Genomic DNA, 11,920 nt, shown 5'->3' on the forward strand with positions numbered 1-11,920 from the left:
CGAGCGCACGCCCGAGTGCGAAGATCGACGAATGGCAACCGCTGGTCAATGGCTCGAAGGAGCCCGCCCCCGCACCCTTCCGAACGCGATCTCTCCCGTCATCGTGGGTACAGGCGCCGCGGCGGCACTCGATGAGGCCGTGTGGTGGAAAGCGCTGCTCGCCCTTGTCGTGTCGCTCGCCCTCAACATCGGAGTGAACCTCGCCAACGACTACTCCGACGGGATCCGCGGCACCGACGACGAGCGAGTCGGGCCGATGCGTCTGGTCGGTTCGGGTGCGGCCTCACCCGCCGCGGTCAAGCGCGCCGCCTTCGCGTGTTTCGGAGTGGCCGCAGTCGCGGGTGTCGCGCTTGCTCTCACCAGTGCGTGGTGGCTGATCCTGGTGGGCCTGGTGTGCATCGTCGGCGCGTGGTATTACACCGGAGGCCGTACGCCGTACGGCTACAGCGGCCTCGGCGAAGTGGCCGTGTTCGTGTTCTTCGGTCTGGTCGCAGTGCTCGGCACTCTATTCGTACAGGCACAACAGGTGACGCTGGCGGGGCTGGCGGGTGCAGTGGCGATGGGCTGCTTCTCCAGCGCGGTGATGGTGACGAACAACCTGCGTGACATCCCGACCGACACCGAGAGCGGCAAGCGCACGCTGGCCGTCCGGTTGGGTGACCCACGTACCCGCACACTGCATCTGGGATTGCTCACGACGCCGTTCGTCATGTCGCTCGCGCTGGTGGCGGCGACGCCGTGGGCGTTGGCCGGGTTGCTTGCGGCACCGCTCGCGGTGCGCGCACACGCGCCGGTGCGTTCAGGTGGGCTCGGGCTCGAGCTCCTGCCGGCGTTGCGCGACACCGCGCTCGCGATGCTGGTATGGGCAGTAACAACGGGTATCGCGCTCGCCTTCGGCTGAGGCCGCCGCGTCCCAGCGGGTCGTCAGTCCCGGTCGGGCACGACCAATCCCAGAACGAAGTTGACGATGGCGATGATGAGCCCACCCCAGAACGCCGCCCAGAAGCCCGAGATCGTGAGGCCGCCGTCGAAGAACTCGGCCACCCACGACGTCAGCCACAACATCAGCGCATTGATGACGAGCAGGAACAGTCCGAGGCTCAGGATCACCAGTGGGAGTGACAGCAGCTTCACCAGCGGCTTCACCAGGGCGTTGACGACGGTGAAGATCGCGGCGAGGATCAGCAGCTTGATCGCCGTCTCGCCGGTGAACTCACCTCCGTCGACACCGACGATATCGACGCCGGTGACGAGTCGGGCCGCGAGCCACAATCCGATCGCGTTGATGATCAATCGCAGGATCAGTGAAATCATGCAGTCACTGTGACATACGCGCCCCCGAGATGCGGGCGTGGCTCAAGCGGCAGAGTCGAGTTGCTCCATCAGCACTTGCCGGAGACGGTCGCGGGTCACATGAGCCTCGATCAGGGAGATGATCTCCGTGTCGTCGCTCCGGATCGTTCCCAGGACGATGTGCTCGGAGCAGATCGTGCGGTCATGGTGGGCGATCGCCTCTCGCAGCGACAGTTCCAAGGCCTTCTTGGCATTCCGGTCGAACGGGATGTGACCACCGAACAGATCGGAGAACCACCCGCGCTGCTCCTTGCCCGTTTGCCTTTCCGGCCTGTCGAGCACGCCTTCACCGAAGGTCTCCTCGAGCCGGGCTCGTACGACGTCGAGATCGATGCCGATGGCTGCGAGTGCGGCAGCGTCGTCGAGCCCGAGCGGATCGTGCTGGTTCAGCGCGGCCAGATGCGCGCGAACGCCGTCGGCCGTCAGACCGACATCCGCTAGCAACGCACGCAGATGTTCCTCGGCGGTGACGAGTACGCCGAGCAGGACGTGCCCGGGCGTGATCCGATCGGCGTTCAGGCGTAGGGCTTCGGCCTGGGCAGCTACGACGGCGGCGCGAGCGCTGCCGGAGAATCGTTCGAACATGGCTCTACCTGCGCTTCCGGTTGTACTTCTGATGGACGGCCTGTCGGCTCACGTCGAGCGCAGCTGCGATCGCCTGCCAGGACCAGCCCTGCTGACGCGCACTCTCGACCTGGATGGATTCGAGTCGTTCGAGTAGGCGCCTCAGGGCAACGACAGCGCGCAACCCTTCGGCAGGGTCGGGACTCGCAGCAGATGCCGCAAGCGTGGTTGCTTCGTTGTTCATGATGTCAATTTAAGTTGACATCATGAGAATGTCAACGAAAATTGACGGCACTGTTTGTCAGATGCACTGCTCGTCAGAAGGTCGACGGGGTGAGCGGTCAGCCGTTCTCGCGAGGCTCCCAGCGACCGGTCGCGGCGAACCTCTCCAGCACCGCGCCCCACTTCGACGCCTCCAGCCCTTCCGCCGCGAGCCACTCGTCGGAGTAGTACGTACCGGTGTAGCGCTCACCGCCGTCGCACAGCAGGGTCACCACACTGCCGTCCCGACCGCTGGCCAGCATCTCGCCGATGAGGCCGAAGGCGCCCCAGAGGTTGGTTCCGGTAGATCCGCCGACCCGCCTACCGAGAGCAGTACTGCCGTGACGCATGGCTGCGATGGACGCAGCGTCGGGCACCCGGACCATCCGGTCCACCACTTGCGGCACGAACGAGGGTTCGACGCGCGGCCGGCCTATTCCCTCGATCCGCGATGGCATTCCCGTGGCGTAGTCGGCGGCACCGGTCTCGTACGCTCCGAAGAACGCCGAGTTCTCCGGATCCACTACGGCGAGCCTGGTGCCGTGCCTGCGGTATCGGATGTAGCGGCCGATCGTTGCACTGGTTCCGCCGGTACCGGCGCCCACGACGATCCAGTCGGGCACCGGGTGCCGCTCGAGGCGCATCTGCTCGAAGATCGATTCGGCGATGTTGTTGTTTCCCCGCCAATCGGTGACCCGCTCGGCGTTCGTGAACTGATCGAGGTAGCAGCCGCCGAGTTCGTCGGCCAGTCGCTGCGCCTCGGTGTAGATCTCAGGAGGACGGTCGACGTAGTGACACCGCCCGCCCTGCGCCTCGATCAACGCGACCTTCGCGGGCGAGGTCCGCCGGGGTACCACGGCAACGAAATCGAGGCCGAGCAGTTGCGCGAAGTACGCCTCGCTCACGGCAGTCGAACCGGACGATGCCTCGATGACCGGAGTATTCTCGCCGATCCATCCGTTGCACAGGCCGTACAGGAACAGCGACCGGGCAAGTCGATGCTTCAGACTGCCGGTAACGTGCGTCGATTCGTCCTTCAAATAAAGGTCGATGCCCCAGTCTGCAGGTAGCGGATACCTCAGCAGGTGCGTGTCGGCACTGCGCTGCGCATCGGCCTCGATCAACCGGACGGCATTGTCGACCCAACCGCGGGACGCGCTGCGATCGACCACGCCCGGACCTGCGTCGGTCACCTCTCACTCTCGCCGCGGAGGCGGCTTTCGAGATCAGCGCGAGTGGTGCGACGCCGTTCGTCGACCGAGGCAATGCCCTCGTTGACCCGTCGGCGCAGCGGAGCGAACAGGACGAGAGAGAGCGGCAACGCGATGAGAACCGCGAACAGTGCCGCGACGAGCAGCGGGATCTCCACACCGAATGCCTGCGGGATGTACAGGATGACAACCGCAAGGACGACGACGAGCGCAAGCCTGGCCAGTGAATACAACGCGACATCACGCACGAGCGTGCCGGTGCCCGAATTGCTCGCATTCGGGGTGTTTCGGCCGGGGCCGGACGGGGTATTCGCTGGATCGGAGCGGTGTTCGTCGGTCACTCCCCCAGGGTAGCCGTCGATGCCGATCCGGCCGCTTCCGAAGGCTCGGCGATAGCTGGACATCCGTCCGTTTTGTCCATTACTTCCGCTTTACCAACCACTGACCGTTCGAGCAACCAGGGGTTCCGGTGTCAACATGGCGTGGGACAACCCGATCGAACAACCCGATCAAGACAAAACAACCGGGAGGACATTCACAATGAGCGCACCCACCTTCAACGGCGCCAAAGAATCCCTGCTCACCCCCGGCCAGGTCGCCGCCCTCTTCCACGTGGATCCGAAGACCGTGACCCGTTGGGCACATGCAGGCCGTCTCGGTTCACTGCGCACACCCGGCGGACACCGTCGATTCCGCGAGTCCGAAGTCCTCACGTTGCTCCGCTCCCTCACCACCGAAGCCACCCGCTGAGGCGAACCGCCCGGCCTCGGAAACGAAGCCGGGCGGGCCCTGTCCTGCCCCACCGCACTCCGGGCGATCGCGAAACAGCCTCGATGCACCCGCGTCGATGTCACACTCGGACAGGCCGCATAGACTGGGGGGAAATCGGACAGTACGACGTCGGAATCGAAGCGGCGCCGAACGCGGCCAGGAGGTGCATCGTGCTTTATCTGTTGGCACTCATCGGTGCGGTGACGCTCGTCTTCCTGCTGTGGAAAGCATTCGGCCCCGACCTGAACAAGACCCCTACGCGCGGCCTCGGCCCCGACGACGACCCCGAGTTCCTCTGGAAGGTCGATCGCGAGGTGCGCCGTCGGCACACCGACGAGTCCGGCCGGACCGACGGCCCGGGCCAGGAGAACACCGACTGACCCGGGCGCCCGCCTACCGCGCGAAACCCGCCGCCACCTCGGCGGCGAGTTGCAGCAGCGCACGTCTGGTGGGCGCCTGCAATCGCTCCAGGTCGACTTCGGCGCCTTCCTCCAAATGAGGATCGAACGGCAATAGATGCACCGCTCGGCACCGCTGTTCGAAGTGCCCCACGAGCCGATCGAGGTCGACCTTGCCCGATTTCGGGCGGACAGCGTTGACCACCGCCACCGACCCGCTCACCAGGTCTCGGTAGCCGTGCGCGTCGAGCCAGTCGAGCGTGGCCGACGCACTCCTTGCGCCATCCACCGAACCCGAACTGATCACCACCAGCGCATCCGTGTTCTCCAGGATTGCGCGCATCGCCGAGTGCATCAGTCCCGTGCCGCAATCGGTCAACACGATGCTGTAGTAGCGCTCGAGCAGCGCGAGGGTCCGTTCGTAGTCCTGCGCGCTGAACGCTTCGGAGACAGCGGGGTCGCTGTCGGAGGCAAGCACTTCGAGCCGGTGCACATTCTGCGAGGTGTAGGCACGCGCATCGCTGTACCGCTCGATGCGCTCCTCGTCGCGCAAGAGCGTCCGCACCGTGGCGGACGTTTCCGTCGGCACCTTCTGGCTCAGCGTGCCGCGATCGGGATTCGCATCCACAGCGACCACCCGGTCGCCTCTGAGCGACGCGAACGTCGAACCCAGGGTCGCCGTCGTGGTCGTCTTGCCCACACCACCTTTGAGACTGAGCAGCGCGATCCGATAGCACCCGCGCAGTGGTTGTGAGACCTGCTCGACGAGCTCCCTGCGCCGCTGATCACGTGCGCTGTCGCCCACATCGATCCGTCCCCCGGTAGCGTGGAAGAGCGCACGACGCCATCCTCGTTCGGGCGCAGGGGTGGCCCTGCGGACGAGAAGCGACGAGTCGAGATCCCGAGCCGACAGGTTCCCGGGGTCTGCACCCGACAGACTTGCCCCTGGTAGCCGTCCGGATCCTTCCGACATCCGCGTTCCCCCCGATCGCAGTTCCTCACGCCGCCGAGGACGATAGCAGGATCAGTTCAGGCCGGCGTACGAGTGCAGACCGGACACGACCATATTGATGATGAACAAGTTGAACAGCATGGCCACGAAACCCACGACGTTGATCCACGCCGCACGCGTATTGCGCCAGCCCGAGGTCGCGCGGGCGTGGAGATAGGCAGCGTAGATCACCCACGTGATGAACGAGACGGTTTCCTTCGGGTCCCATCCCCAGAACCGGCCCCATGCGGCCTCCGCCCAGATGGCGCCGAGAATGATGCCGATGCCGAATAGCGGGAAGCCGACGATCGTGGTCCGGTAGGCGAGACGGTCGAGCACCTGAGCGTCGGGCAGTCGCGCTGCGACAGCACCGAGGATGCCCTTCTCGGAGCCCTTGGGCTGGCGGATCCGCAGCAGGAACAGCACGCTCGCAGCGCCGGCGAGAAGGAAGATTCCGCTGCCCACGCTGATGATCGTCACGTGGATCGGCAGCCAGAACGAACGCAGGGCCGGCACCACCGGTGCAGCGTCGGCGTAGAGCACTGTGGCCGCCACGAACATCAACACTGCGACAGGGGCCAGCACGTACACCCATAGGATGCGGTAGGCAGGCTTACGCAGCATCACCAGACTGAACACGACCGCCGCAGCGCAGGCCATCGCAACGAACTCGTACATGTTCCCCAGCGGAAAACGTTCGGTGGCCAGGCCGCGCAGCACGATCGATGCAATCATCAACGCCGCGGCCACCACGACGAGGGCGCGGCCCATATTGCCGAAGCGCTCCGACAGGGTCCTTCCCGTGGCATTCTCCACGCGTCCGGGGGTCGCCTCGTCGGATCCGACGCCACCGGCAGCGACGAGCTCACGTCGGGCGACCACATTCGAGCGATAGGTCGCGTACTCGACCACGAGCAGGAGCATGGCCAGCACTACGACGGCGAATGCCGCTTCGAAGCTCCAGTCGCTGTACTTCGCGAGGGTGTCGTTCAGGGTCATGCTTTCTCCTCCTGTGCCTCGCCGTCGGGCACACGACCGCCTGCTGCGTTCTCACCGAGAAGTCGGGAGACCAGCCGATCGAATTCGTCGCCCCACCCGGCCTGGTCGGTGCGAGCGAGGCCACCGAGCTCTACTACAGTTCGTCGTTCACCGTCAGCAACTGTACCCGTCCGATAGACGCGCACCCACACCCTTCGCCGTTTGACCAGGAGGGACAGCAGCAGACCCGCCATCATCGCGACTGCCGAGACCAGCACCCATGATTGGAATGGGTCGTGGGAGACCTGCAGGTTGACGAAGTCGACGGCCCCGTCGAACTTCACCTCGGTGCCATCGGCCAGTGTGACGCTCTCTCCCGGCTTCAGGTTGACGCGCTCCTGCTTGACCAGTCGACCTTGATTGATCAACTCGGTATTGAGCGAGAAGAGCGACTGCGGGCTGCCGGTGTCGAGACCGGAATCGCCCTTGTAGATGTCGATGGCAACGGCCGGGTCCATCATCGCCGGGAACGCAGACGACAGCAGCGTGCCGTGGAACGCAGCGGTCGGGGCGAAGAGCCCTTCGAGCGCGATCTGATTCTTTCGTCGTTCGTCTGCGTCCGGGAACATCCCGCCGGGCGGATCGAATCGCATCGCACCGCTGCTCAGAAACGTCGTGGCGTCCTCAGGTGCCCACTGCAGCGTTTCGGTGCGTGTCTCACCGTTCGGCCAGGTCACCGTGAAGGTCGGCGCGTAGCCGTGGCCCTGGAGATAGACGCGGTCGCCCCCCACTCTGAGCGGATGGTTGACCTTCAGTTGCGCGTCGCTCCAGACGTTCGCCGCGACATCCTCCCCGTACTGGTACTCGATGTTGGAGGTGAACATCTCGGCCTGACCGTTGTCGAGATAATCCGCAACGAAGTCATGCACCCGCACGCAGATCGGTGTCAGTCCCGTGCCGTCGAGTTCGATACCGGCGATGAACGAGTCGAACGAGGCGGGCGATGTGGTGCAGAACTCCTCGCCGTTTGCGACCAGGATGCGCTGGCCCTCGTAACCGAAAAGTTTGCCGAGGGCAACCGTGGCGAGCAGCGCGACCAGCGAGATGTGGAAGACGAGGTTCCCCGCTTCGCGCAGATATCCCTTCTCCGCCGAGAGCGTCAGCTCACCGTCCCGGCCCTTCGCGGTTCCCTCGCGCCGCTCGACGCGCCACCCGCGTAGCTCGCCGCTGATCCGGTCGAGCACCGCATCGGGCTCGTCCTCGAACGTGGTCTCGACGTGATGCGGCAGACGCGACAGATTGCGCGGTGTTGCGACAGGCCGGGCACGTAGCGCGCGGAAATACTCGGCGCAGCGCGGCAGGATGCAGCCGATCAACGAGATGAACAGCAGGGCATAGATCGCGGTGAACCAGAAGCTACCGAACACATCGAACAGTTCGAGCCGGTCCATGAAGGGCCCGAGCGTCGGGCGGGCGGCGATGTACTCGTCGACCTTTCCGACATTGAGGTTTCGCTGGGGCAGCAGGGCACCGGGAATGGCGGCGAGCGCCAGGAGGAACAACAGGACCAACGCCGTGCGCATCGATGTCAGTCCGCGCCACGTGTTACGGACGAACGCCACGGCGCGCCCCGTCGGGCTCTGTTTCGGGGCGCCCGGCCGAGGCGCCGAGGTCTGCGTGTCGGTGGCCGTCATCTGATGTTCGACGCGGATCCTCCCTCGTTCACCAGGGAGTACAAGCGCCGACCTCCTTCCAAAGGGTGGGGGCTACGTGGAGCGACCGGATCGGGCCGAGAAGGACATGTGGGGCGGCGTCACACAGGCAAGGTCACGTCCGAGATGAAAGAGTCCCGCACCCAGGACACGAACAGGTCCCACGCGCCGGTGACGAGGGCGATGCCGACGGCAATCAGCATGATGCCGCCGAACAATTGGATGGTCCGGGCATGACGTCTCAGCCAGCCGACTCCGCGCAGCGCCCGGGCCGAGCCGAACGCAAGGACGACGAAGGGCAGCCCGAGTCCGATGCAGTACGCCACGATGAGCGTGACCCCGCGGGCAGCCGTCGCGCCTTCGGTGCCTGCGGCGAGCGAGATCACCCCCGCGAGGGTGGGTCCCAGACACGGGGTCCATCCGAGCGCGAAGACCGCGCCGAGCAGCGGCGCACCCGCAAGACTCGAAATCTGCTTCGGCGCGGTACGGGTGTCCCGCTGCAATGCCGGGATCAGGCCGATGAACACCATGCCCATGACGATGGTGACGACACCACCGATCCGCATCAACAGCTCACGGTTGACCGAGAGCAGGGAAATCGCGCCGAACACCGACGCCGTTGCCAGGACGAACACGACGGTGAATCCCGCGACGAACAGTCCTGCTGCTCCCGCGACCCGCAGTCGGCCGTCGTCGCGAACCGTGGTGGTACGTGAGCCGGCCTGCGCTGCGGTGACCGCGGGTGCCTCGGCGCCGACGACGCCCGCAAGATACGACAGGTAGCCGGGCACGAGCGGGACCACGCACGGCGAAGCGAACGACACCAGCCCCGCCAGGAGACACGCACCGACAGCCAGGAGAAGCGGGCCGGACGCTGCGGCATTCTGGAAGGTATCGCCGATACCGGAAGCGAGAACTGTCGTCACTTTTGGTCCTCGGTGGGTTCTGCGGCAATGCGCTCGACGACCGGTTGCAGGTCGCTCGCGAGAAGTTCGGTCAGATAGACCGCCGCGACTCGATGGTCACGGTCGAGAACGACCGTGGTCGGCACCACGGAGGTCGGATAGTTGCGGCCGAGTGCGAGCAACGAACGCATCGCCGGGTCGTAGATCGACGGGTAACCGATCTGCTGATCGGTCACGAAGTCCTGTGCTTTGTCCCGCTGGTTGTCGCGCACGTTGATGCCGAGGAAGGCAACTCCGAGGTCCTTGGTCGCCTCGTAGACCTGCTCGAGGTCATCCGCTTCGCTACGACACGGCGCGCACCACTGGCCCCACACATTGAGGACCACGACCTCGCCGGCGAAGTCGTCGAGTGAGATCGTCTGCCCCTCGTTCATGAGATCCTCCCCCGTCAGCGTGCCGAGGGTGCCGCGGTCCGCGGGCGGATCGTAGAAGATGCGAGTCTCGCCGCCGGGCGAGACGAAGTCGAACGTACCGCCGGTCGCGACCGCGTCGGTGCCCGTCGCGCAGGAGGACAGGAGCAGTGCGCCGCACAACAACCCGCCTATCGCGTGAAGTGCCCTTCTCATGCGCCGTGGACGTTCGGGTCGGAGGCGCCCGCCGGCTCCGAATAGACCAGGTCCACCAGAGTTTCGCCCTCGTACACCAGAGACGTGAGAGAGGCGAGGCTGCACTGCCGGTGACGCGGGTCGTGCCACAGGCGTTCGCCTTCGAGGAACCGGCGCAGCGTCCACACCGGCAGTTGATGGCTCACACACACGGCCTCGCGACCTGCCGCAGCGGCGCGCGCAGTATTGACCGCGGCCAGCATGCGATGCGCGATCTGCAGGTACGGCTCACCCCAGGACGGTGTGAACGGGTCGCGCAGCTTCCACCAGTGCCGCGGGCGGCTGAGGGCTCCGTCGCCGACAGCGACCTTGAGACCCTCGAAATCGTTGCCCGCCTCGATGAGGTTCTCATCGGTGCGGATCTCGAGACCGTGCTTCTGCGCGATCGGCGACGCGGTCTGCTGGGCACGCTCGAGCGGGGAGGCGACCACGTGCGCGATGTCGTGGTCCGCGAGGGAAGCCGCCACGGCCCGAGCCTGCGCCTCGCCGGTAACCGACAACCGGAAGCCGGGGAGGCGGCCGTAGAGGATGCCGGACGGGTTGTGCACCTCACCGTGCCGCAGCACGTGCACGATGGTGCGGGTCTCGGACGGGGCGGCTTCGGTCACGTGCGTGTTCCTCAGGTCGTTGAAGCGGGTGGATGTCGGGGCGCTCGCGGTCAGGCCCTCGCTGTCAGGAGGCGGTGGCGGCTGCAGCTGCCTTCGCCGCGTGTGGAAGTGCATCGGCGATCCGGGAGAACGCGTCGTCGTCCAGAACCGAGGAGACGAACCAGGTCTCGAACGCGCTCGGAGGTGCGTAGACGCCGTGCTCGAGCAGGGCATGGAAGAACGCGGGGAATCGCCAGGTCTGCGCGGCCTTTGCCTCGTCGTAGTTGGTGACGGGGTCCTCGGTGAAGAACACGCTGAGCATCGTCCCGGCGTTCTGGATCCGGTTCGGAACACCCTCGGCGGTCAGCGCGTCGCCGAGAAGGCGGCCGAGGGTTGCGGCATTGCGCTCTAGGGCGGCGTACACGTCCGCGTCGGCCGCGCGCAGGCTCGCGAGGCCTGCGGCCACTGCGACCGGGTTACCGGACAACGTTCCCGCTTGGTAGACCGCGCCCGCCGGCGCCAGGTGCGCCATGACGTCGGCCCGACCGCCGAACGCGGCAGCGGGCAGGCCGCCGCTCATCACCTTGCCGAAGGTCATGAGGTCGCCTGCGACACCGTCGATGCCGTGCCAGCCCGTCGCGCTCGCGCGGAACCCCGTCATGACCTCGTCCATGATCAGCAAGGCGCCGTGGTCGCGGGTCAACGCGCGCAGCCCCTCGTTGAACCCGGGTGCGGGCGGGACGGTCCCCATGTTTCCGGCGGCGGCTTCGGTGATCACCGCGGCGATCGCCCCGGGATGCGCGTCGAATGCCGCGCGCACGGCTTCGAGGTCGTTGTACGGGACGACGAGGGTGTCCTCGGCCTGCGCCCCGGTCACACCCGGCGACGTGGGCAGACCGAATGTCGCGACCCCGGAGCCCGCATCTGCAAGCAAGGCATCGACGTGACCGTGATAACAACCCGCGAACTTGATGATCTTCGTGCGGCCGGTGAATCCGCGCGCGAGACGCACCGCGCTCATGGTGGCCTCGGTGCCGGAGTTGACCAGCCGGACCTGCTCGACCGGCGTGATCCGGGCGACGATTTCCTCGGCGAGTTCGACCTCACCGGCAGTAGGGGCGCCGAAGGACAGACCCGATGCGGCGGTGGTGCGTACGGCGTCGACGACAGCGGGGTGCGCCTGCCCGAGAATCAACGGTCCCCAGGAACACACCAGGTCGACGTAGGAATTGCCGTCGACATCGGTGAGTGTGTATCCGGATCCCGAGGCAATGAACCGCGGGGTACCGCCAACCGAACCGAATGCGCGGACCGGGGAATTGACCCCGCCGGGAGTCACCTTCGACGCCCGGGTGAACAGTGCCGTCGAATCGGCGTCGTGGACGGAGGAAGCAGCGGGAGTCGCAGTCACGACGTCCAGTGTCCCAGTTTCCCCCGATTTGCCAAAAAGCCGATCGGTGTGCGATAGGAGCTGTGATTCGGATCTCACTACAGTCCTCATCCGCGTCGAGGCTCCGTGAAGCC

Annotated in this window: 15 protein-coding genes; 3 read left to right on the forward strand and 12 right to left on the reverse strand. The window is 66.0% G+C overall.

All coding sequences use genetic code 11. From position 1 onward, the window contains the following. Positions 1–31 precede the first annotated feature (31 nt). A complete protein-coding gene (locus ACSYG9_RS02560) occupies positions 32–901 on the forward strand; it encodes a 1,4-dihydroxy-2-naphthoate polyprenyltransferase (RefSeq protein ID WP_440125663.1) in 870 nt (289 codons plus the stop codon). Positions 902–924: 23 nt separating this feature from the next. On the opposite strand, the gene ACSYG9_RS02565 is transcribed toward ACSYG9_RS02560, so the two are convergent. The 5 genes from ACSYG9_RS02565 to ACSYG9_RS02585 form a co-directional block, all read right to left on the reverse strand. After that, entirely contained in the window at positions 925–1,314 is a 390-nt protein-coding gene (locus tag ACSYG9_RS02565; protein WP_440125664.1) for a phage holin family protein, read from the reverse strand. A 42-nt stretch (positions 1,315–1,356) separates the two neighbouring features. Then, entirely contained in the window at positions 1,357–1,938 is a 582-nt protein-coding gene (locus tag ACSYG9_RS02570) for a Clp protease N-terminal domain-containing protein (protein WP_440125665.1), read from the reverse strand. Between the two features lie 4 nt (positions 1,939–1,942). Further along, a complete protein-coding gene (locus ACSYG9_RS02575; protein ID WP_454841048.1) occupies positions 1,943–2,161 on the reverse strand; it encodes a helix-turn-helix domain-containing protein in 219 nt (72 codons plus the stop codon). A 97-nt stretch (positions 2,162–2,258) separates the two neighbouring features. Further along, positions 2,259–3,371, reverse strand: a complete 1,113-nt coding sequence (locus ACSYG9_RS02580; RefSeq protein WP_454841049.1) for a PLP-dependent cysteine synthase family protein — start codon at positions 3,369–3,371, stop codon at positions 2,259–2,261. Beyond that, positions 3,368–3,730 (reverse strand): DUF4229 domain-containing protein, encoded by a 363-nt coding sequence (locus ACSYG9_RS02585; RefSeq protein ID WP_454841051.1) that lies wholly within the window; start codon positions 3,728–3,730, stop codon positions 3,368–3,370. The genes ACSYG9_RS02580 and ACSYG9_RS02585 overlap by 4 nt, the downstream gene beginning before the upstream one ends. A gap of 199 nt (positions 3,731–3,929) precedes the next feature. On the opposite strand from ACSYG9_RS02585, the gene ACSYG9_RS02590 reads away from it, so the two are divergent. Further along, positions 3,930–4,139, forward strand: coding sequence for a BldC family transcriptional regulator (locus tag ACSYG9_RS02590; protein WP_072704338.1), 210 nt, complete (start codon positions 3,930–3,932; stop codon positions 4,137–4,139). A 191-nt stretch (positions 4,140–4,330) separates the two neighbouring features. Next, the gene (locus ACSYG9_RS02595; RefSeq protein ID WP_440125669.1) at positions 4,331–4,540 is read left to right on the forward strand and encodes a hypothetical protein; all 210 of its coding nucleotides are present in this window, start codon (positions 4,331–4,333) and stop codon (positions 4,538–4,540) included. A gap of 13 nt (positions 4,541–4,553) precedes the next feature. Here the strand turns inward: ACSYG9_RS02595 and ACSYG9_RS02600 are convergent, their stop codons facing one another. The 7 genes from ACSYG9_RS02600 to hemL all read right to left on the reverse strand — a co-directional run bounded on the left by ACSYG9_RS02600 (position 4,554) and on the right by hemL (position 11,807). Continuing rightward, positions 4,554–5,531 carry an AAA family ATPase gene (locus ACSYG9_RS02600; RefSeq protein ID WP_440125670.1) on the reverse strand — a complete coding sequence of 326 codons (978 nt, stop codon included), beginning with the start codon at positions 5,529–5,531 and terminating at the stop codon, positions 4,554–4,556. A 51-nt stretch (positions 5,532–5,582) separates the two neighbouring features. Continuing rightward, on the reverse strand, positions 5,583–6,548 hold the full coding sequence (gene ccsB, locus ACSYG9_RS02605; RefSeq protein ID WP_440125671.1) for a c-type cytochrome biogenesis protein CcsB: 966 nt from the start codon (positions 6,546–6,548) through the stop codon (positions 5,583–5,585). After that, the gene (gene resB / locus ACSYG9_RS02610) at positions 6,545–8,221 is read right to left on the reverse strand and encodes a cytochrome c biogenesis protein ResB (RefSeq protein ID WP_440125672.1); all 1,677 of its coding nucleotides are present in this window, start codon (positions 8,219–8,221) and stop codon (positions 6,545–6,547) included. Before resB ends, ccsB begins: the two co-directional genes overlap by 4 nt. A 119-nt stretch (positions 8,222–8,340) precedes the next feature. Next, entirely contained in the window at positions 8,341–9,165 is an 825-nt protein-coding gene (locus ACSYG9_RS02615) for a cytochrome c biogenesis CcdA family protein (RefSeq protein WP_454841053.1), read from the reverse strand. Next, a complete protein-coding gene (locus tag ACSYG9_RS02620) occupies positions 9,162–9,770 on the reverse strand; it encodes a TlpA disulfide reductase family protein (RefSeq protein ID WP_454841054.1) in 609 nt (202 codons plus the stop codon). The genes ACSYG9_RS02615 and ACSYG9_RS02620 overlap by 4 nt, the downstream gene beginning before the upstream one ends. Then, a complete protein-coding gene (locus tag ACSYG9_RS02625; protein ID WP_169690034.1) occupies positions 9,767–10,417 on the reverse strand; it encodes a histidine phosphatase family protein in 651 nt (216 codons plus the stop codon). Before ACSYG9_RS02625 ends, ACSYG9_RS02620 begins: the two co-directional genes overlap by 4 nt. A gap of 64 nt (positions 10,418–10,481) precedes the next feature. Beyond that, positions 10,482–11,807 carry a glutamate-1-semialdehyde 2,1-aminomutase gene (gene hemL / locus ACSYG9_RS02630; protein WP_454841056.1) on the reverse strand — a complete coding sequence of 442 codons (1,326 nt, stop codon included), beginning with the start codon at positions 11,805–11,807 and terminating at the stop codon, positions 10,482–10,484. Between the last annotated feature and the right edge of the window lie 113 nt (positions 11,808–11,920).

It is taken from the genome of Rhodococcus sp. SJ-2 (assembly GCF_053750035.1).

What these genes read in the sequence shown, in the direction of transcription:
- ACSYG9_RS02570 (WP_440125665.1), bottom strand. Translation starts at nt 1,938, where the DNA reads ATGTTCGAACGATTCTCCGGCAGCGCTCGCGCCGCCGTCGTAGCTGCC.
- ACSYG9_RS02600 (WP_440125670.1), bottom strand. Translation starts at nt 5,531, where the DNA reads ATGTCGGAAGGATCCGGACGGCTACCAGGGGCAAGTCTGTCGGGTGCA.
- ACSYG9_RS02565 (WP_440125664.1), bottom strand. Translation starts at nt 1,314, where the DNA reads ATGATTTCACTGATCCTGCGATTGATCATCAACGCGATCGGATTGTGG.
- ccsB (WP_440125671.1), bottom strand. Translation starts at nt 6,548, where the DNA reads ATGACCCTGAACGACACCCTCGCGAAGTACAGCGACTGGAGCTTCGAA.
- ACSYG9_RS02590 (WP_072704338.1), top strand. Translation starts at nt 3,930, where the DNA reads ATGAGCGCACCCACCTTCAACGGCGCCAAAGAATCCCTGCTCACCCCC.
- resB (WP_440125672.1), bottom strand. Translation starts at nt 8,221, where the DNA reads ATGACGGCCACCGACACGCAGACCTCGGCGCCTCGGCCGGGCGCCCCG.
- ACSYG9_RS02620 (WP_454841054.1), bottom strand. Translation starts at nt 9,770, where the DNA reads ATGAGAAGGGCACTTCACGCGATAGGCGGGTTGTTGTGCGGCGCACTG.
- ACSYG9_RS02575 (WP_454841048.1), bottom strand. Translation starts at nt 2,161, where the DNA reads ATGAACAACGAAGCAACCACGCTTGCGGCATCTGCTGCGAGTCCCGAC.
- ACSYG9_RS02560 (WP_440125663.1), top strand. Translation starts at nt 32, where the DNA reads ATGGCAACCGCTGGTCAATGGCTCGAAGGAGCCCGCCCCCGCACCCTT.